General features: G+C 70.8%; 16 protein-coding genes. 8 read left to right on the top strand and 8 right to left on the bottom strand.

Going from position 1 to position 20179, the window contains the following annotated elements; genetic code table 11:
* Window positions 1-28 precede the first annotated feature (28 nt).
* Window positions 29-697: a response regulator gene (locus ABEA43_RS00280; RefSeq protein WP_345558748.1), complete on the bottom strand. Its 669-nt coding sequence runs from the start codon at window positions 695-697 to the stop codon at window positions 29-31.
* Window positions 698-705: 8 nt separating this feature from the next.
* The gene (locus ABEA43_RS00275) at window positions 706-2001 is read right to left on the bottom strand and encodes a sensor histidine kinase (protein ID WP_345557355.1); all 1296 of its coding nucleotides are present in this window, start codon (window positions 1999-2001) and stop codon (window positions 706-708) included.
* Window positions 2002-2136: 135 nt separating this feature from the next.
* Here ABEA43_RS00275 and ABEA43_RS00270 point away from each other — a divergent pair, with 135 nt between their 5' ends.
* The 3 genes from ABEA43_RS00270 to ABEA43_RS00260 are packed head-to-tail and all read left to right on the top strand — an operon-like array spanning window position 2137 to window position 5485.
* Window positions 2137-3054, top strand: coding sequence for an ATP-binding cassette domain-containing protein (locus tag ABEA43_RS00270; protein WP_345557353.1), 918 nt, complete (start codon window positions 2137-2139; stop codon window positions 3052-3054).
* A complete protein-coding gene (locus ABEA43_RS00265; RefSeq protein ID WP_345557351.1) occupies window positions 3051-4622 on the top strand; it encodes an ABC transporter permease subunit in 1572 nt (523 codons plus the stop codon). Before ABEA43_RS00270 ends, ABEA43_RS00265 begins: the two co-directional genes overlap by 4 nt.
* On the top strand, window positions 4619-5485 hold the full coding sequence (locus ABEA43_RS00260) for an ABC transporter permease (protein WP_345557349.1): 867 nt from the start codon (window positions 4619-4621) through the stop codon (window positions 5483-5485). The genes ABEA43_RS00265 and ABEA43_RS00260 overlap by 4 nt, the downstream gene beginning before the upstream one ends.
* Window positions 5486-5628: 143 nt before the next feature.
* On the opposite strand, the gene ABEA43_RS00255 is transcribed toward ABEA43_RS00260, so the two are convergent.
* A complete protein-coding gene (locus ABEA43_RS00255) occupies window positions 5629-6264 on the bottom strand; it encodes a GNAT family N-acetyltransferase (RefSeq protein ID WP_345557347.1) in 636 nt (211 codons plus the stop codon).
* Window positions 6265-6489: 225 nt separating this feature from the next.
* Between ABEA43_RS00255 and ABEA43_RS00250 the strand changes: the two genes are divergently transcribed.
* The gene (locus ABEA43_RS00250; protein ID WP_345557345.1) at window positions 6490-7173 is read left to right on the top strand and encodes a L,D-transpeptidase family protein; all 684 of its coding nucleotides are present in this window, start codon (window positions 6490-6492) and stop codon (window positions 7171-7173) included.
* Window positions 7174-7228: 55 nt separating this feature from the next.
* Here ABEA43_RS00250 and ABEA43_RS00245 read toward each other — a convergent pair whose 3' ends face one another.
* The 5 genes from ABEA43_RS00245 to ABEA43_RS00225 form a co-directional block, all read right to left on the bottom strand.
* Window positions 7229-8578, bottom strand: a complete 1350-nt coding sequence (locus ABEA43_RS00245) for an FAD-binding oxidoreductase (protein WP_345557343.1) — start codon at window positions 8576-8578, stop codon at window positions 7229-7231.
* Between the two features lie 259 nt (window positions 8579-8837).
* Window positions 8838-10463: an NADH-ubiquinone oxidoreductase-F iron-sulfur binding region domain-containing protein gene (locus ABEA43_RS00240; protein ID WP_345557341.1), complete on the bottom strand. Its 1626-nt coding sequence runs from the start codon at window positions 10461-10463 to the stop codon at window positions 8838-8840.
* A gap of 28 nt (window positions 10464-10491) precedes the next feature.
* Entirely contained in the window at window positions 10492-11340 is an 849-nt protein-coding gene (locus ABEA43_RS00235; RefSeq protein WP_345557339.1) for a hypothetical protein, read from the bottom strand.
* Between the two features lie 68 nt (window positions 11341-11408).
* Complete coding sequence (locus tag ABEA43_RS00230) at window positions 11409-12830, bottom strand: DUF1996 domain-containing protein (protein ID WP_345557337.1); 1422 nt, start codon at window positions 12828-12830, stop codon at window positions 11409-11411.
* A complete protein-coding gene (locus ABEA43_RS00225) occupies window positions 12827-13459 on the bottom strand; it encodes a DUF4142 domain-containing protein (protein ID WP_345557335.1) in 633 nt (210 codons plus the stop codon). The genes ABEA43_RS00230 and ABEA43_RS00225 overlap by 4 nt, the downstream gene beginning before the upstream one ends.
* A gap of 129 nt (window positions 13460-13588) precedes the next feature.
* Between ABEA43_RS00225 and ABEA43_RS00220 the strand changes: the two genes are divergently transcribed.
* The 4 genes from ABEA43_RS00220 (at window position 13589) to ABEA43_RS00205 (ending at window position 20136) form a co-directional block, all read left to right on the top strand.
* Window positions 13589-14134 carry a sigma-70 family RNA polymerase sigma factor gene (locus tag ABEA43_RS00220; RefSeq protein WP_345557333.1) on the top strand — a complete coding sequence of 182 codons (546 nt, stop codon included), beginning with the start codon at window positions 13589-13591 and terminating at the stop codon, window positions 14132-14134.
* Window positions 14134-14334, top strand: coding sequence for a zf-HC2 domain-containing protein (locus tag ABEA43_RS00215; protein WP_345557331.1), 201 nt, complete (start codon window positions 14134-14136; stop codon window positions 14332-14334). Before ABEA43_RS00220 ends, ABEA43_RS00215 begins: the two co-directional genes overlap by 1 nt.
* Before the next feature lie 85 nt (window positions 14335-14419).
* Complete coding sequence (locus ABEA43_RS00210) at window positions 14420-15223, top strand: tryptophan 2,3-dioxygenase (RefSeq protein WP_345557329.1); 804 nt, start codon at window positions 14420-14422, stop codon at window positions 15221-15223.
* Window positions 15224-15261: 38 nt separating this feature from the next.
* Window positions 15262-20136 (top strand): NAD-glutamate dehydrogenase, encoded by a 4875-nt coding sequence (locus ABEA43_RS00205; RefSeq protein WP_345557327.1) that lies wholly within the window; start codon window positions 15262-15264, stop codon window positions 20134-20136.
* Window positions 20137-20179: the final 43 nt, after the last annotated feature.

Here is a 20179-nt window from a genome sequence, read left to right as displayed (position 1 = left end):
ATCGGTCGTGGGCGGGCGCCGCGCCCGCTCACGACCGCCCGCGCGGCACGACCAGCCCCGTCTCGTACGCCGCCACCACGGCCTGGGTCCTGTCACGCAGGCCGAGCTTGTTCAGCACGCGGCTCACGTGCGTCTTGACCGTCTCCTCGGTCACCGTCAGCCGGGCCGCGACCTCGGGGTTGGACAGGCCCTCGGCGACGAGCCGGAGCACCTGCGTCTCGCGCGGGGTGAGCGCGGCCAGCGCCTTGGCCGGGGCGCCGGACCTCGGCCCCATGCGGGTGAACTCGCTGATCAGCCGGCGGGTGACGGCCGGGGCCAGCAGCGCCTCCCCGGCGGCGATGACGCGGACCGCGTCGAAGAGCCGCTCGGCGGTGACGTCCTTGAGCAGGAAGCCGCTGGCTCCCGCGCGCAGGGCGTCGTAGACGTACTCGTCCAGGTCGAACGTGGTCAGGATGAGCACCTTGGGCCCGCCGTCGCCGGTGAGCCGCCTGGTGGCCTCGATGCCGTCCATGACCGGCATGCGCACGTCCATGAGCACCACGTCGGGCGTCAGCTCGCGGCAGATCCGCACCGCCTCCGACCCGTCGGCGGCGGTGCCGACGACCTCGAAGTCCTGCTGGGTGTCGAGCAGCTCGGCGAACCCGGTGCGCACGACCAGGTGATCGTCGGCGATCACCACCCTGACCGCGGCGCTCATCCCGGCGCTCACCCGGCTTCCTCGTCCTTGCCCGGCAGCCGGGCCTCGACGCGGAAGCCGCCGCCGGGCGCCGGGCCGGTGCGCAGCTCGCCCCCGACGGCCGCGGCGCGCTCGCGCATCCCCGACAGCCCATGGCCCCCGCCCGCATCCCCGCTGCCAGGGCCGTTGTCTCTGACGGACAGGAGCAGCTCGGCACCGGTGTAGTCGAGCTCCACGTCCACCGCGGCCCCGGGCGCGTGCCGCCGCGCGTTGGTGAGCGCCTCCTGGATGATCCGGTACGCGGCCAGCTCCACCCCGGGGTCGAGCACGACAGGCGTGCCGCGCAGGATCAGGCGAGTGCCCGTGCCAGAAGCGTCCCGAGCCTCGTCGATCAGCTCGTTGAGCTCGCCGAGGCGCAGGCCCGGCTGGGGCCGCCAGGCCGCCTCCTCGTCGGCGTCCGCGCGCAGCACGCCGAGCAGCCGCCGCATCTCGGTCAGCGCCGCCCTGGCCGTGTCGCCGATCGCCAGCAGCCGCTCCGCGCCCGCCGCCGGCATGCCCGGGACGGCGAGCCGGGCGGTCTCGGCCTGCACCGCGACCATGGAGATGTGGTGGGCGACCACGTCGTGCAGCTCGCGGGCGATGCGGGCGCGCTCGCCGCGCGCCGTGTGCTCCACCAGGCTCTCGGCGATGACCTGGCGGGCGGCGGTGTCGGCGATGGTCCGGCCGCGCACGCGGACGGCGATCCCCGTCAGCGCCGCCACCGGCGCCAGGCAGGCCAGGAGCAGCGTGTAGACCCGCAGCCGGCCGTCCGGCTGATCGGCCGGGACGAGCACCGCCAGCAGCGGGTACGGGACCGTGACCAGCACGGCGGCCACCGGGGACCCACGACGGCCGAACCGGTAGCCGGTGACCAGCTGGGCGACCAGGCCGGCCGCGGTCATCGTGTGGAAGGCCAGGATCGACAGCACACCGGCGCCCGTGGCCAGGAGCGCCGCGGCGACCGGCTGCGCCCACATCAGCGGCAGCGGCAGCGTCGTGGCCAGGGCCAGCAGCGGGAAGACCAGGAAGAGCAGGGGTGGCCCTGAGCCGGCCTCCGGGACGTCGTCAGAGGGCATGGGCATCGCGCCCACCGGCACGCTCTCCGTGCTCCCCAACGCCGTCGCGCCGCCCGCCTGCGTGATCGACTCGGCCACGGCCAGCAGCGCCAGCAGCGTGCCGGCCACCATCGGCAGGTGAGCGGCCACGGACGGGCCGAACGGCGACGCGCTCGCGATCCGGCGTCTCCACCGGGCCGGCCGGCCGCTCCCATCCACCACTCGCTCCACGAAACCCATTGTCACGGGCCTGCGGAGTCCTGGCATCCCTCGTGTGAGGGATGAGGGGTAGCTGGAGCCAGCGACGCCGCGGATCACTCCGCCGCGTGACGACCGCGACCGCCTTCGCTGCCTAGTCTGCCTGGCGTGGAAGCAACCATCGAAGTCACCGGCCTGCGCAAGCGGTTCGGCCGGACCCTGGCCTTGGACGACATGTCGTTCACCGTGCTGCCAGGTCAGGTCACCGGGTTCGTCGGGCCCAACGGCGCGGGCAAGTCCACCACCATGCGGGTGGTGCTCGGCCTGGACGCCGCCGACGAGGGGCGCGCGCTGGTGGGCGGGCGGCCGTACGCGAGCCTGCGCCGCCCCCTGAGCCACGTCGGCGCGCTGCTGGACGCCGGCGCGCTGCAGCCGAGCCGCACCGCGCGCAACCACCTGCTCTGGCTGGCCCACTCCCAGGGCCTGGCCGCCGGGCGGGTGGACGAGGTGATCGAGCAGGCCGGGCTGAGCACGGCCGCCCGGCGCAAGACCGGCGGCTTCTCGCTGGGCATGCGGCAGCGGCTCGGGATCGCCGCGGCGCTGCTCGGCGATCCTCCGGTGCTCATGCTGGACGAGCCGTTCAACGGCCTCGATCCGGAAGGCATCGTGTGGATCCGCGGCTTCCTGCGGTCGCTGGCCGCGGAAGGGCGTGCCGTGCTGGTGTCCAGCCATCTGATGAGCGAGCTCCAGGACACCGCCGGCCATCTCGTGGTGGTGGGCAGGGGCCGGGTGGTGGCGGACACCAGCGTGGCCGACCTGATCACGACCGCGTCCCGCGACCGGGTGACGCTGCGCACCGCGGCCCGCCCGGAGGCCATGTCGGTGCTGGCCGGCGCCGGGGCCACGGTGACCGTGACGGAGCGCGACACGCTGATCGTCTCGGGGCTGGCGGCCGAGCACATCGTACGGCTGCTCGGGGCGCAGGGGGTGGCCTTCTCCGAGGTGTCCGCGCACCGCGCCACGCTGGAAGAGGCGTACCTGGACCTGACCAGGGACGCGGTCGAGTTCAGGGGGGCGGCGCGATGACCGCGGTCACGCCTTACCGGTCGCGTCAGGCGGCCGGGCGCGACGGCTTCGCGCAGGCGCTCCGCGCGGAGTGGACCAAGCTCCGCACGGTACGCGGCTGGATGATCGGCATGGCGCTCTCGACCCTGCTCATCGTGCTGCTCGGGCTGATCTTCGCGGCGGGCAGCCAGTCCTCGTGCAGCGCCGGGCCGGTCGAGGTGCCCTGTCCCGTGCCGCCCACCGGGCCGGGCGGGGAGGCGGTGGAGGATCACTTCTACTTCGTGCACCAGCCGCTGGACGGCGACGGGAGCATCACCGTACGCGTGAGCTCCCTGACCGGCGAGCTCCGCAAACCGGATGTCACCCCCGGCGTCAGGAACGTGGTCCCCGGAGTCGTGCCCTGGGCGAAGGCCGGGGTCATGATCAAGGAGAGCACCCGGCAGGGGGCCACGTACGCGGCGGTGATGATCACCGGCGAGCACGGCGTCCGGATGCAGCACGACTTCACCGAGGACGTGGCAGGGCTTCCCGGCCGCGTCTCGGCGTCCGCACCGCGCTGGCTGCGGCTGACCAGGACCGGCGACACGATCACCGGCGAGGAGTCGGCCGACGGCGAGCGGTGGACGAAGGTGGGCACGGCCCGCCTGGCCGGGCAGCCGGAGAAGGTGCGCATCGGGCTGTTCGCCGCCTCTCCCGGCGATCTGACGGTCTCGCGGAACGTGCTCGGAGGGTCGGCCACGGCGTCGCGGTTCGCCGAGGCCACCGCCGTCATGGACCGGGTCACGCTGCGCGGCCCGGCCGCCGGCGGCACGTGGAGCCGTGACGACATCGGTGTCACCAAGGAGCTCGACGGGACGCCGCACCATCCCGGGCGGTCCGTGCTGTCCGGCGGCACGTTCACCGTCACCGGGGTCGGCGACATCGCGCCGCTGGCGGAGGGCCTGCCGATCGAGCGCCTGCTGGTCGGGGCGCTGATGGGGTTGATCGCGGTGATCGTGGTGGGGGTGCTGTTCGTCACCGTGGAGTACCGGCGGGGGCTGATCAGGACCACCCTGATCGCCGGTCCGCGGCGCGGGCGGATGCTGGCGGCGAAGGCGGTCGTGGTCGCCGGGGCCGCCTTCGCCTGCGGGCTGCTCGGCGTCGCCGTCACGGTGCCCGTCGGGCGGTCCTTGCTGGCGGCCAACGGGATGCCCATCGCGTTCGCGCCGCTGCCGACCGAGCTGCGGGTGATCGCGGGCACCGCGGGGCTGCTCGCGGTCGCCGCCGTCTTCGCGCTCGGGCTGGGGGCTCTGTTCCGGCGCAGCGCCATGGCGGTGGTGGTGGCCGTCGCGGCCTTCCTGGTGCCGTACGTGCTGGCGACCGCGTCCATCCTGCCCGACGAGGCGGCGAAGTGGCTGCTGCGGGTCACTCCCGCGGCCGGGTTCGCGATCCAGCAGAGCCTGATCGCGTATCCGCAGGCGACCGCGCGGTTCGCGCCGACGGAGGGGTACTTCCCGCTGCCGCCGTGGGCGGGGTTCGCGGTCATGTGCGCGTACGCGGGCCTGGTGCTCGGGCTGGCCGCGTACCGGCTGCGCAGGAGGGACGTATGAGGCGGGGGCACGTGGGGCACAGGGCTCGGGTGATCGACGGCGTGGCGGTGCGGACCCGGGGGCGGGACGTGGCGGGGGACCGGTCCTTGCGGTGGGCGGTGCGCGCCGAGTGGACCAAGGTGCGCACGCTCCCCGGGCCCGCGTGGCTTCTGGTCGCGGTCGTCGTGCTGACCGTGGCCTTGAGCGCCACGGCGGCGGCGGTCGTGCCCTGCGCGGCGGCGGGGTGCGGTCAGGACGCGACCAGGATCAGCCTGATCGGGGTCCAGCTCGGCCAGGCCATGGTCGCCCTGCTGGCCGTGCTGACGGTCTGCGGCGAGTACAGCACCGGCATGATCCGTACGAGCCTCACCGCGATGCCGCGCAGGGTCACCGCCCTGGCCGCCAAGGGGGTCGTGGTCACGGGCCTGACGCTGGCCGCGGGGAGTGTGGCCGTGCTCGGATCCGTCCTGGCCGGGCGGCTGATCCTGCCCGGCAGCGGGTACACGCCCGCGCACGGCTATCCGCCGCTCTCCCTGGCCGACGGGCCGACGCTGCGCGCCGCCGCCGGCTCCGTCCTGTATCTCGCGCTGATCGGGCTGCTCAGCCTGGGGCTGGCCACCGCCGTACGCGACTCGGCCGCGGCCACCGGGGTCGTGCTCGGCCTGCTGTACGCGTTCCCGTTCGCCATCCTCGTGGTACGCGACCCGGACGTGCAGCGCCTGCTCTGGACGATCTCCCCGACGAACGCGGGGCTGACCGTGCAGGCCACCACGGATCTGCCCGGCTTCCCCATCGGCCCGTGGGCCGGCCTGGGCGTGCTGGCGGCCTGGGCGGTGGCGGCGCTGCTGGGCGGCGGGCTGCTGCTGAGCCGGCGCGACGCCTGACCCGCTTCGCCCCCGGGCCAGGCGGCTCGGGGGCCGGTGTCGCGGGTCGGGCGTCCCGGGTCGGGCGTCTCGGCCTGGGGGGCGCGGGCCGGGCGTCTCGGCCTGGGGGGCGCGGGTCGGGCGTCTCGGCCTGGGCGTCTCGGTCAGGTGTCGAGGCCGAAGAGGGGGAGGCAGCCGGCCAGGTTGTGGATCTCGAAACCGGGCGATTCCGTCCAGTCCTCCCTGGCCAGGCGGAAGCGGTGGGTGAGGGCGGGTTTGCCCTGGCGGTCGTGCATGGTGACGCCGTCGCCCTGGTAGCCGAGCTTCCGCGTCACCGCCAGCGAGGCGTGGTTGTCCTCGAACGCCTCCGTCACGGCGTAGTTCGCGCCCAGGCCGGCGAAGGCCAGGTGGAGCACCGCCTTGCGCATCTCGGTGCCGATGCCCTGGCCCTGGAAGCGCCGGCCGAGCCAGGAGCCGGTCCCGGCCTCGCGGGTGACGAGGAAGTTTTTCGCCGCGATGCCCTGGGTGCCGACGATCCGGCCGTCGTGCACCACGACGAAGTCGATCGACCAGCTCGCCGGGGAGAGCTCGGCCCACATGCGGAAGTGGTACTGCATCGTGCTTCTGGCTCGCCCGGCCGGGTCGGTGTCCGTCCAGGGGAAGAGGAAGGGCATGAAGCCGTCCTCGTGGACGCCCTCCGCCGCCCGGTCTCCCAGCTCGTCGAGGTCGTCGAGCGAGGGATGACGCAGCTCCAGGCGCGGCGTGGTGATGGACAGCTCGGACAGTGGCCAGTTACGCATGCCACCGGATCCTCCCAGACGTCCCGGCCGACTCGCGACTGCTTTTTTCGGTTCTTGGCGTATAAATGCGAAATGCCCGTCTTTATTGGCATTCGCTAATTCGCCTGGCCTTTTGCCCGACAAAACCTTCACTAGAGGTGAATTGGCGGCGAACTGGGTAGTCATTGATTTATGATCATAAAATTTCGAGGAATCGTCGCTTTCGTCGTGGGATGTGGGCTGCCGATGCTGGCCGTCGTTCCCGCCTCCGCCGAGCGGGGCGGTGCTGCCGGGCGGGGCGCCGAGGAGCCTGCCGCCGACGCGCCGGCGGTGGTGCGGCCCGGCGATCGGGGCGAGTCCGTCCGGCTGCTGCAGCGCCGTCTGCACGAGGCCCATTACTACTACGGCAAGATCAACGGCGTCTACGACGACCAGACGAAGTACGCGGTCTGGGCCTTTCAGAAGAACCGGCGGCTGAAGCCCAGGGAGGCGGCGGGCTCGGAGGTGTGGCGGGCGCTCGACAAGCCGGCCCGCGTGCGGCCCCTGGTGCCCGACGGCGGCGCGGACCGGGTGGAGATCAGCCTGCGCGACCAGTTGCTGACCGTCTACCGGCACCGGCGACCGGTGTTGTATTCGCACATCTCGACCGGTGCTGAGGTGGCCTATTGCCACAATGGCCACTGCGGCAACGCCGTCACGCCGGTGGGGGATTTCCGGGTGAACAACCGCACGCCTGGCTGGACGACCGGCCGGCTGGGCTCCATGTTCAACTCGCTGTACTTCGTCGGGGGCATCGCCATGCACGGCTCCACGCAGGTCCCGCTGCGGCCCGCCTCGCACGGCTGCGTACGCCTGCCGCTGACCACGTCGAAGCGCCTGTACGAGATGATCAAGGTGGGCGAGCCCGTGTACGTACGCGGGAAGTTCTGACCCGACCCGCTCGCACCGGCCCGCCGGTAAGCGCCCCAGCCCCGCCCGCGCCGGCCTACACGCCCTGCGGCAGCCGGAACAGCCGGCCGGGGTCGTAGGTGGATTTCACCTCGGCCAGCCGCGCCGCGTTCGCCCCATAATACGCATTGCGCCAATTCCTCAAATCAGGGTCAATGTAATTCACATAGGCATGGTCCCCGAAATGTCGGGACATGTCGCTGTGGAGCCCGCGCAACCATTCCCGGCTCGTCCCCTCCGCGTAATACTGCACGCTGTACATCGCCGCCCGATGCGGAAAAGCGGTGGCCGCCGGAGCCACCCGCCCGATCGCGCCGCCCATCGCGTCCAGCAGCACCGAATGCCGCCCGCCCCGTGCCACGCCGCTCACCAGCGCCCGCACGCCATCCGCCGGCAGCGCCCGGTACGCCAGGTGCGACTTGGCCGAGAACGCCACCCGAGGCATCCGGCGGCACTCGGCGACCGACATCGACGAGCAGCCGCCCATGAACTTCATGGCGTCCAGATAGGAGACCGTCCTGGCCATCCGCGCCGACGGCCGCCCGGCCTTCCCGGTGAGCGGGGCCAGCAGCCGGTCGAGCGCGGACTTCCGCCCCGCGTACGTGCCGACGATCTGCACGTCCAGCCCGCCCGCCCCCCTGCCCAGGTGCAGCGACGACCACAGCTCGGCAGGCGCGGACGGCGCCCACGACTGCCAGGCGCGTACCGCCGCTCCCGCCCGCGACCAGGGCCAGTGCAGCGAGAACACGGTCAGCTCGCGCGCCGCGTGGGTCCTGAACGTGAACGACACCGCGACGCCGAAGTTCCCCCCGCCACCGCCGCGGCAGGCCCAGAAGAGCCCGGCGTGATGCTGGGCGTCGCAGGTCAGCAACCGGCCGTCGGCCGTGACCAGGCGTACGGACTCCAGGACGTCGCACGTGAGCCCGTGCTGCCTGGACACCACCCCGAGCCCGCCGCCCAGCGTGAGGCCGCCGATCCCGACCGTGGGGCAGGAGCCGGCGGGGATGCTCACGCCGTGGCGGGCGAGCCGGTCGTAGACGTCGATCAGCTTGGCGCCGGCCCCGATCGTGGCCCGGCCGCCCGCGTAGGCGACCGAGCTCATCCTGGACACGTCGATGACCAGGCCGGTGCCGGTCGACCAGCCCGCGTACGAATGCCCGCCAGAACGGGTCGTGACCGGCACGCCGCCGGCCCGCGCGAAGGCCAGGCACTGGGACACGTCGGCCGCGTTCGCGCAATAGGCGACGCCGCCCGGCCTGACCCGGTCGAAGGCCGGGTTGTACAGGCGGCGCGCGCCGTCGTAACCGCCGTCGCCGGGCAGCACGAGCGTGCCCGTCAGCCGCCGCCGCAGCCCGGCCCAGTTCGGCGGGGGCGCGTGCCCAGCCAACCCAGAAAAGGCCGGCCCAGAAGAAGCCGACGCAGAAAGAGCGGACGCAGAAGAAGCCGACGCCGAAAGGGCCGGCCCACGAGCCGGCCCGGAAAGTGTGGGCGCAGCAGAAAGAGCCGACCCGGCCAATGGGGCGAGAGCGGCGGCATGCAGAAATTCGCGGCGGTCCATGGACGTCTCCCCGAGCTGATCGTGTGGAGCCGATCGGTGAGACGTCTGAACGAGCCGCCAGGTTGGTCACATGTCCATCACTTCGGGATCACCCGGCCGTCCCTCCGAATCCGGCGGCGTTCTGGGCGGACGTGGAGGCCACCCTGGTCAGCCGGGGCGCAGCCGTCCCGGCTTTCTTGAGCACTCCGTCCTTGACCAGGCGCAGCGGCGACCCGACGGGCTTGGGACCGTCGCCGGTCGTCTCCGAGAGCCGCAGGGCCAGCGCCGGGCACATCTCGACCGCCCTGCGCGCCTCCTTGGCCATGAACCCGGGGACGCTCCTGAACGACGGGAACCCGTAGTCGTCCAGGTCCACGAACTCCGGCAGCAGGTGCGCGCACAGCCCGTGCCCCTGGCAACGGGACCAGTCGACCTCCAGCCGGTATTCGACCTCCGCCTCGCGCTCGGGCATCGGGAGGATGCCGCGTACCGGGCGGCCGCACGAGCCGTGCTCCAGGTGGAGCGCGATCTCGCTCTCGAACGCGTCCAGCGCCGACAGCACGAACTTGGCCGTGCCGTCGGGGTGGAAGCACGCGCCGCGCCGCTCGACCACGCGGACGCAGCGCCGTACCGCGTCCACCGAGCCCGTGCCCTCGGCCAGCGCGCACAGGGCCCTGGCCACGTCGGGCAGGCCGAGCCGGCACGGGCCGCACTGGCCCGCCGACTCGGCCGCCAGGTACGAGGCCACTCTCGCGGCCTCGCCCAGGGGGCAGGTGGACTCGCCGAGCGGGACGATGATCCCGGCGCCCAGGGTGGCCCCTGCCGCCTTCATGCCCTCGCGTGAGATCACGGCGGTCTCGGCCTCGTCGGGCGACAGCCACGCGCCGTGGAAGCCGCCGACGAGCACCCCGTCGCCTGCCTCCGCCTCACACAGGGCGAGGACGTCGGCCAGCAGGGTGCCCGTGGGCGCCTCGATGACCGCGCCGTTGGCGGCGCCGCCGCTGACGGTGAGCAGGATGGTGCCGGGCTCCTTGGTGGTGCCCACTTCGGCGTACTTCTCCGGCCCGTACTCAGCCAGCAGCGCGAACTGGGCGTAGGTCTCCGTGTTGGACAGCAGGGTGGGCAGGCCGTCCACGCCACTCGTGGCGGCCCGCTTCTTCCTGCCGGGCGGGATGCCCTCCTCGCCGTTGACGGCGCGGACGAGCGCGCCGCCCTCTCCGGAGATGAACCGCTCCTTGATCCCGACCACCCTGATCGGGACGCGGCTCTCCGCTCCGCCGGAGATGTTCGCGTTGCGGCGCTCGGCCACGGCGGCGGCGACGGACGCCTCGGCGACCTCGCCACCGGCCGTGGCGACGACCACCTCGCGCGCGCCCAGCGCCTCGGCCGCCAGCACCGCGCCGTCCAGCACCAGGTGCGGGTTGCGGGTGAGCAGCATGGCGTCCTTGGAGCTGGCCGGCTCGCCCTCGGCCCCGTTGACCAGGACGACGCTGTCGCCCGAGCCCGCCGCGTCGGCGACGGCCCGCAGCTTGCGAGCGAAGGGGAAGGCCGCGCCGCCCCGCCCCCGCATGTCCACGTCGTTGGCGGCGGAGATGAGCTCACCGAGCTCACGAGGCTCCATGACGCCGTGGAGGGTGCGGTGGGCGGGGAGGTCGAGGCGCCGGCAGTGGTCGAGCCCGGCGGTCAGCCGGGCCGGGCCCATGCGTAACACCCGCGGCACCCGGGCCGGAATCACAGTCGCTCCATGGGGAACGCGGTCGGGCTCATCCGGCCTCCCGGTATCTGCGCCGCGCCTCTGCGAGGCTGACCGGTGCGCTGACCTTCGCGGCCGCTGCAGCGGCCGCGTTCGCTGTGGCCGCCGTCTGCGGCCGTTCCACTGGTACGCCGGAAGCCGGTACGGATCCAGCCATGGCGGGCGCCACCGCGGGTCCCTGGACCAGCTCAGGTGCCAGGGCCGGCCGGCGCATGGAGGCCAGCACGCGCACGATGAGCGCTGAGCCGACCGCCGCCAGGCAGGCCACGTACGACCAGGCCACCCAGCCGGCCGGCGGACGGCCGGCCGTCAATCCGTGCATGATCCCGATCGGCCAGGCCACGTACGCGGCGGAGTGCAACGTCCGCCACATCCACGGCTTGGTCCTGACGGCGAACCGGCCCCTCAGCATTCCCGTGACCACGGCCACGACCATCAGGTCGAAGGCCAGAGTGCCGAGTCCTACGGAGAGCCCGGCCACCGGCACGACCGCTGCACCCGGAGGCACGTGCCCCAAGCTGATCATGAGTGAGATGTGCGTCACCAGGTAGGCCAGCCCGATGAGCGCGGTGGCCCGGTGCGCGAGTTGCGCACGGACCCGGTTGGCCGGTGACAGGAAGACGCGTTCGGTGGTGAGCAGGCCGAGCGCGACGGTCGCGGTCAGCAGCACCAGGGCGAACACGCCCGCGTAGAACTCGAGGAAGCCGACCCCTTGGCCGAGCAACGAGACGCCACGTTCCGTCCTGGTCAGCGCGAACGCTGACAGCAGGATGGCCGTGATCGCCGCGCTCGCCCCCAGCCGGACACTTCTTGAGTCCAGCTTGGTGGGGGCGTGCAGGGGGTGTCGTCTGTGGAGCATCTATTTCCCTCCAAGGTCGGGTGAGGGTGCGACTCGGAAGGCGAGTGCCCGCAGGGGCGTCAGTCAGGTCAGCAACGGCGGCCCCGGTTGATGCATGAGACGACGGACTGCATCAGCCGATCGGGCATGACGTTGGCGAAGTCGGCGTGGTCGGTGACCGGGTTGTGCTTCTGTTCCGGGAAGGCGTCCACGGCGTAGGAGGGACCCGCAGGTACGGTGTACGCGAGGGTCATGCGAAGTGCGGGAATCGCTCTGGTGCCCTGCGGGCAAGCACCACCCTGGCCGGGGAAGACCACGTGCGTGCGGTGGTTTGCGCTGTCGGTGTTCTGGCCGTCCCAGCAGCTAGGGAAGTCCAGGATACGAAGAACCTGACTACCGCGCGGGCAAAGCGTGTATTTGTCCGGACTTATGCGGTTTTGGAATCCCGTGCAGCTCCAGCCGGCGCGGGCGTTCGCGGTGCCGTTCGTGGCCGCCTTGGCGTCACCGGTGATGAGCCGGAGGAACCTCGGCATCGCGACCACCCTGGAGGTGGCGTTGCCGCGGAACTGGAGCGTCACGGAGCGGGCCCGCAGCACCTGGCCGACGTTGCCGTCCGGGTCGTCGGTGTTCACGTCCACCTTGCGGTCTCTGAGCACCGGCCAGAAGTACGTGGACAGGTCGCCTTGCCGGCAGGTCGTCCCCGCGGCGGCCAGGCTTTCGTCGGTGGAGAATCCGTCCGTCGACAGGTTGCCCACGTAGTCGTGCAGGTGGTGCGCCCCGTTGCTGACGCCGGGGGCGACGATGAAGTTGTCGGGGTTGTTGTGGCCGTTGCGGTTGGTCCCGCACTGGGAGACGAACGTGCCGCGGGAGCCGTTCCTGCCGGTGCGCGCGTCCTGCTGGACGGACTGAACCTGGCGGATGTTGACGAAGTCCTCGACGAACGGGCCCAGGTCGAGGCACTCGTCGTGCTCATCGGTGGCCGTCGGGGAGGCGCTGGGGGAGGGCGATCCCGTCCCCTGGTCGTCGGGGTCCTGAGTCTGGCTCTGGCTCGGACTCGGGCTGGGGGTCGGGGTCCGCGTCTGGCGGCCGCGCCGCGAGAACGTCGAGGCGGTCTCCTCCGGCTCGGGTGAGGCGGCCGGGTCCAGCACCGCGGCGCCGCCGCCCTGACCTGTCTGGTCCTGCTGCTCCTGCTGCTGGCCCTGCTGGTCGTCGCCGGTCTGCTGATCGCCGGTCTGCTGGTCGGCCGTCTGCTGGTCGTCGGGCTGCTGCTGGGCGGTGTTCTGCTCTTCGGGGGCCTGGGTCTGCTGGTCCGGCTGCTGCTGCTGATCTTCGTCCTGCTGGCCGTTCTGATCCTGCTGACGCTGCTGCGCCGAGGGTGACGCGGTGGCCTGGGCCGGGTCGCAGTGGTCGGCAAGGACCGGGCCGGCGCCTATGACGGCCGCGGACACCAGTCCGCCTGCCGCCACCGCCAAGGCGGACATGGCCGCGGCCATGCGTCTGGATCTCCTCATGCTTGTCTCCTCTTTTCGCCCGCCAATGCGACGGGTGGAGCGGGTGAGGGCGTCGGGGCTTCAGGAAGCTCGCTGTGATCGACCAGGCCGGTGGACTCGAGCAGGGCCATGTGTCTCATGACGTAGTTCACGCCCTCTTGGGCGAACTTCCTGACCTCGGAGTTACGGGTCCCGGCCCGTACGCCCGCCACGACGGTGAAGACCTTGCCGTGCGCGGCACGCAACAGGTTCGCGAAGTCCTTGTCGAAGGCCGGGCCGCTTTCCGAAGCGAGCTGGGCCATCCAGCGTTGCTGGTCGGGGTTGGGCTCGTCGGGCAGCGCCACCCCGAGCTTCGCGGCGACCTGCCGGGTGATCAGGTCCAGTTTCATGTGATCTTTCATGATCAACTGGCCGACTTCCTTGACGCGCTGGGACTCGGCGCGGGTCTCTGCGTACTGGCCTACGGGCATTTCCCAGAGGCCGGCCTGCCGTACCTTGATCAGCAGATCGCGGTCAGCAGCCGTGAGGGGGCCAGACGACGTCTGGGTCCATTGAGCGGAGGCGGGATCGATCGACGGTGGCATGACCAGCGCGATCGTCACTGCAGCCGCCAGGACGAAGCCGCCGAGCATGAGCACCTCGCCGCGCAAAAGCCTGTGCATGGTCGGAGGTACGCGGGCATCCCTGGCGTGGTTCACCTATGGCCGGAGATAGTTAGAAATGACTGGAGTTATCGGAGTGGCTACCGGACTGATAACGAAGGTGTAAAGATGTGCCCCGTGCTAGGTCACCTCGACGGCAGGTTCGAGAGTGCAGATGCCGAGGCGGAGCATCGCATCGCGGTGCTTTACCAGGAGTTCGGCGGCCCTCTGCTGCGCCACGTTCGTAAATCGACAGGTAACGACCTTCAATGGGCCGAAGACGTGGTGCAGGAGACGCTCGTCCGAGCCTGGCGTAACTCGGCAAGACTGCAATGGGAACCAAGCCTCATATGGGCGTGGCTACTGACGGTAGCCCGCCGCATCGTCATCGATGGACGTCGCCGTAAGAGCGTCCGGCCTCACGAGGTCGAGCCGCCTGAAAGCGACATGATGGCCGTGCCCGACGGCTCGGAGCGGGCCCTCTCGGCGATCGTTGTCGCCGATGCGCTCCGCAGCCTGTCCGAAGAACACCGTGAAGTCATTGAGCAGACGTACCTCCGAGACCGTACGATAAGTGAGGCGGCGGAGATACTGGGGATACCACCGGGCACGGTGAAGTCCCGGCTCTACTACGGGATCCGGGCTCTCCGCGAACTGCTGCGGGACAAGGGGGTAGCCGGCTGATGCATGACGGGGTGGCCGCCTATGTCCTCGGCGTCCTCGATGAAGAGGAGCACGAGGCGTTCGAACGCCACCTCGACACATGCAAGCAGTGCCAGGCGGAGCTCATCGAGCTGGCCGAGCTCCCAGAGGAGCTCGACGAGCTCAAGAACGCCCCCTCCGCCTCCGGTGACGATCCGCCCCCGATGTCGATGTCACGTTGACGTCAATGTCCTTTTCGGGTGGTATCGGTACGGCGAGGCATGCGCCCGGTGAACCAGCGCCGGGCGTCTTTGGGGGAGGTGTTCGGTGGGCATCGACGGCGATGCGCCCGGTCCCCCGCATCGGCGGTTCGGTGAGGAAGGCGGCCGGCTGTCGTACGGCGGCTACCTCCGCCTGCCCGAGCTGCTCGCTCAGCAGCAGCCGCAGTCGGAGGCTCCCGACGAGCTGCTCTTCATCACCATCCACCAGGTCTACGAGCTGTGGTTCAAGCTGCTGCTCCACGAGCTGGAGAAGGCCCGCGAGACGATGTTCTCGGGGGAGCTCTGGCAGGCCAGGCATCTGTTCCAGCGGGTGCACGCGGTGGAGCGGGTGCTGATCGAGCAGATCGAGGTCCTGGAGACGATGACGCCCCAGGACTTTCTCGAGTTCCGGGCCAAGCTGGCGCCCGCCAGCGGTTTCCAGTCCGTGCAGTTCAGGGAGCTGGAGTTCCTGTCGGGCCTGAAGGACGAGCGCTATCTCGGCAGCTTCAGGCACGCCAGCGACACCGAGCTGGCCCGGCTGCGCCGCAGGCTGGAGGAGCCCACCCTGTGGGACGCCTACCTCGCCGCCCTCTCCGGGCGTGGACTGCCGATCTCCGATGCGGAGATCATGGACACGCTGCTGGCCGTGGCGCGAGACCGCGGGTCCTACGACGACCTGTGGCAACTGGCCGAAGACCTGCTGACACACGACGAGACCGCCGCGCAGTGGCGGATGCGTCATGTCCAGATGGTCGAACGCCAGATCGGCACCAAGTCGGGCACCGGCGGCTCGACGGGTGCCCCTTATCTGCGCGGAAGAACGCGTTTGCACTATTTCCCGCTGTTGTGGGAACTAAGGGCCTGGCTATGAACAGCTTGGGTCAACCCTCACAAAGGAGTGAGAGCGAAATGCCGCTCGACGAGGCCAAGGATGAGCTGCTCCAGCGAGCCGCCGAGAGTTGCGCGGTCAGCAGTGAGCACGTGAGCACCGAGGAGGCGCTGTCCTTCCTGCGGTTCTACTATCGGTATGTCGCGCCGGAGGACCTGCTCGACCGCAACCCCGTTGACGTCTACGGCCCTGCGATGTCGCAGAAGCAACTGGCCGAGATCCGCCCCCAGGGCCGGGCCGTGGTCCGCGCCTACACCCCCACGCTCGACGAGAACGGCTGGGACCCGGGCCACTCCGTGGTGGAGGTGGTCACCGACGACATGCCGTTCCTGGTGGACTCGGTGACGATGGAGCTGGACCGCCACGACCTGGGCACCCATCTGGTGGTCCATCCGCAGATGCGGGTGCGCCGCGACATGACCGGCCGGATGCTCGGCCGCGGCCAGGAGGACGTCACCGGCCAGATGCTGGTCGAGTCGTGGATCCACGTCGAGATCGACCGGCAGGCCGATCCCGGGGTGCTCAAGGGGCTTGAGGCCGACCTGCAGCGGGTGCTGACCGACGTGCGGCACGCGGTCGAGGACTTCAGGAAGATGCGGGCGCTGGCCGTACAGATCGCGGAAGACCTGAGCATGAACCCGCCGCCGCTGGAGCCCGCGGAGGTCGAGGACAGCCTCGACCTGCTGCGCTGGCTCGCCGACGGGCACTTCACCTTCCTGGGCTACCGCGAATACCGGCTGGAGCACACCGACGAGGGTGAGACGCTGCGCGCGCTGCCGGGGGCGGCGCTGGGCATCCTGCGCGACGACAAGGCAGGCTCGGAGAGCTTCTCCGTGCTGCCCGCCGAGGTCCGCGCCAAGGCCCGCGAGAAGCAGCTCCTGATCATCACCAAGGCCAACTCCAGGGCGACCGTGCATCGGGCGACCTACCTCGACTACATCGGGGTCAAGCTGTTCTCGGCCGACGGCGAGGTGATCGGGGAGCGGCGCTTCCTGGGCCTGTTCACGCACGTGGCCTACAACGAGTCGATCTCCAGGATCCCCGTGCTCAGGCGCAAGCTGGCGGCCGTGCTCGGCCAGGCCGGGCTGGCGCCCGACAGCCACGACGGCAAGGACCTCATCGAGATCCTGGAGACGTTCCCGCGCGACGAGCTGTTCCAGACCTCGATCGACCAGCTCCTGCCGATCGCCCTGGGCGTGCTGCGGCTGCGCGAGCGCAAGCAGGTCAAGCTGTTCCTGCGGCGCGACGACTATGGCCGCTACATCTCGTGCCTGATCTACCTGCCGCGTGACCGCTACACCACCAAGGTGCGGCTGAAGATGCAGGAGCTGCTGCTCAAGGCGCTGGGCGGCAGGTCGCTCGACTACAGCGCGATGATCGGCGAGTCCGTGCTGGCCCGGCTGCACGTGGTCGTGCGCGGCGAGCGCGGCAAGCAGCTCCCGCAGCCGGGCGTGGACGTGGAGGAGCTGGAGGCGCGCCTGGCCGCCATCACCCGCTCCTGGGAGGACGACCTGGCCACCGCGCTGGGCGAGATGACCTCCGAGGAGGAGGCGCCCGCGCTCACCCGCCGGTACGCCTCGGCGTTCCCCGAGGGCTACAAGGCGGACTTCCCGCCCAAGGTCGCCGTGGTCGACCTGCGCCGGCTGGAGCAGCTCATCGGCGCGGGCGACGACGAGGAGGTCGGGATCAACCTCTACGAGCCGTACGACGCGGCCGAGGGGGAGCGGCGGCTCAAGATCTACAAGGTCGGCTCGCCGATCTCGCTGTCCCAGGCGCTGCCGCTCATCCAGCGGCTCGGCGTGGAGGTCGTGGACGAGCGTCCCTACGAGATCGACAGGGACAACGACCCCGCCACCAAGAACGCCTGGATCTACGACTTCGGGCTGCGCTACACGCCGTCCGACGAGGTGGACAGGAACGACTTCAAGCGGCTGTTCCAGGAGGGGCTCACCGCGCTCTGGCAGGGGCGGGTGCAGGCCGACAACTTCAACGCGCTCATCCTGCGGGCCGGGCTGACCTGGGAGCAGGTCGAGATCCTCCGGGCCTACGCGAAGTATCTGCGGCAGGCCGGGAGCACGTACTCACAGCTCTACATGGAGCGGGTGCTCACCGGGAACGTCCGGCTGGCGCGGCTGCTCGTCCGGCTGTTCGAGGCCAAGCTCGACCCACGGCGGGCCGACGACGTGCGGATCGACCTCGTGGAGGCGCTCGGCGAGGAGATCCTGGGCGCGCTGGACGAGGTGGCCTCGCTGGACGAGGACCGGATCCTGCGGGCGTTCCTGGAGATGATCCAGTCGACGCTGCGGACGAACTACTTCCAGACCGTCGACGGGCGCCGCAAGGACTACATTTCGCTGAAGTTCGACCCCGAGGCGATCAGCGTGCTGCCGCTGCCGCGGCCCAAGTACGAAATATTCGTCTATTCGCCGCGGGTCGAAGGCGTGCATCTCCGGTTCGGGAAGGTCGCGCGGGGTGGTTTGCGGTGGTCTGACCGAATGGAGGATTTCCGGACGGAAATCCTGGGGCTCGTCAAAGCGCAGATGGTGAAAAATACCGTTATTGTCCCAACCGGGTCTAAGGGCGGCTTTGTCGTTAAACGTCCGCCTGTGTCCGGAAAACGGGAGGATCTGCTCGCCGAGGGCGTGGCGTGCTACCGGACGTTCATTTCCGGGCTGCTGGACATCACCGACAATCTCGTGGACGGCAAGGTCGTGCCGCCGCCCGACGTGGTCAGGCACGACGGCGACGACCCCTACCTGGTGGTCGCCGCCGACAAGGGCACCGCCACCTTCTCCGACATCGCCAACAGCGTGGCCAAGGAGTACGGCTTCTGGCTGGGCGACGCCTTCGCCTCGGGCGGGTCCATCGGCTACGACCACAAGGCCATGGGCATCACCGCCCGCGGCGCGTGGGAGTCGGTCAAGTACCACTTCCGCACCACCGGCCTGAACGTCCAGACCACCGACTTCACGGTGGCCGGGGTCGGCGACATGTCCGGTGACGTGTTCGGCAACGGCATGCTGCTGTCGGAGCACATCCGGCTGGTGGCCGCGTTCGACCACCGGCACATCTTCGTGGACCCCGCCCCCGACGCCGCCGCCTCCTACGCGGAGCGGCAGCGCCTGTTCGAGCTGCCGCGCAGCTCGTGGGAGGACTACGACACCAAGCTGATCTCGCCGGGCGGCGGCGTCTTCCCCCGTACGGCGAAGTCCGTCCCGATCACGCCCCAGCTGCGCGAGGCGCTCGGCATCGCGGCCGGCGTCAACTCCCTGGCCCCGAACGACCTGATCAGCGCCATCCTGCGGGCCCCCGTGGACCTGCTCTGGAACGGCGGCATCGGCACCTACGTCAAGGCCACCGCCGAGTCGCACTCCGACGTGGGCGACAAGGCCAACGACGCGCTCCGGGTCAACGCCGGCGAGCTGCGCTGCAAGGTCATCGGCGAGGGCGGCAACCTGGGCTTCACGCAGCTCGCCCGGATCGAGTTCGCGCTGAACGGCGGGCTGGTCAACACCGACTTCATCGACAACTCGGCCGGCGTGGACACCTCCGACCACGAGGTGAACATCAAGATCCTGCTCGACCAGGTCGTCCGTGACGGCGAGCTGACCGACAAGCAGCGCAACCAGGTCTTCACCTCGATGACCGACGAGGTCGCCGACCTGGTGCTGCGCGACAACTACGCCCAGAACGTGGTCCTGGCCGCCACTCGCTCGCAGGCCGTGGAGATGCTCCACATCCACTCCCGCTACCTGCGGCGGCTCGAACGGGACGGGCTGGTCAACCGCGAGCTGGAGTTCCTGCCCTCGGACAAGACGCTGGCCGAACGCCGTCAGGCCCGGCTCGGGCTGACCGCGCCGGAGTTCTCCGTCCTGCTGGCCTACACCAAGCTGGTGGCCGACGCCGAGCTGCTCGGCTCCGACCTGCCCGACGACCCCTATCTGGCCTCGTGGCTGGTCTCGTACTTCCCCTCGGCGCTGCGCGAGCGCTTCAGGTCGTACATGGACGTGCACCCGCTGCGCCGCGAGATCATCACCACCGGCGTGGTGAACGAGCTGGTCAACTCCATGGGCACGACGTTCATGTTCCGCTTCGGGGAGGAGACCGGGGCCTCGACGCCCGACATCGTCCGGGCCTACCTCGTGGCGCGCGAGGTGTTCGACCTGCCCAGCTTCTACCGGGCGGTGGAGTCACTGGACAACAAGGTGGACACGGCCACCCAGATCGCCATGCTGCTGGAGGCCCGCAAGCTGGCCGAGCGCGGCACCCGCTGGCTCCTGGTCAACCGCCGTCCGCCGCTGGACCTGGCCGGTTCCGTCAGCTTCTTCGTGAAGGGCGTCAACGGCCTGGTCGCCCACATCCCGAAGCTGCTCACGGGGCCGGACCTGGCCGCGTACGAGGAGCGCCGCGACGCCTTCCTGTCCAGGGGGGTGCCGCTGGAGCTGGCCGAGCGGGTGGCGGGCATGGTGCCCGCCTACTCGACGCTGGACCTGGTGGAGGTCGCGTCCGTGACGGGACGGCCGGTCAACGAGGTGGCGGAGGTCTACTTCGACCTGGCGGACCGGCTCCAGCTCGCCCGGCTGCGGGAGCGCGTCATCGCGCTGCCCAGGGACAACCGGTGGAACTCGATGGCCCGCTCGGCGCTGCGCGACGACCTCTACGCCGCGCACGCGTCCCTGACCCGTGACGTGCTCGCGCACAGCACGCCGGGGCTGCCGCCGGAGGAGCGCCTGGCCCGCTGGTCGGAGGGCAACTCGGCGGCGGTCTCCCGGGCCAGGCAGACGCTGTCGGAGATCTGGGAGAGCGACCACTTCGACCTGGCCACGCTGTCGGTGGCGCTGCGCGCGATCCGCACGCTGGTGTCCGCCAGCAACCTCCCGCACACGGAGGCATAGGGAGCCTAGGGAGTTCGAGCCACGGGCCCGCCGGTAGACCCGG

Origin of the sequence: Nonomuraea rosea (assembly GCF_039539705.1) — a bacterium.
GTDB lineage: Bacteria > Actinomycetota > Actinomycetes > Streptosporangiales > Streptosporangiaceae > Nonomuraea > Nonomuraea rosea.
The sequence above is the reverse complement of the archived record's forward strand: the minus strand, read 5'-3'. Positions and strand labels throughout refer to the sequence as shown.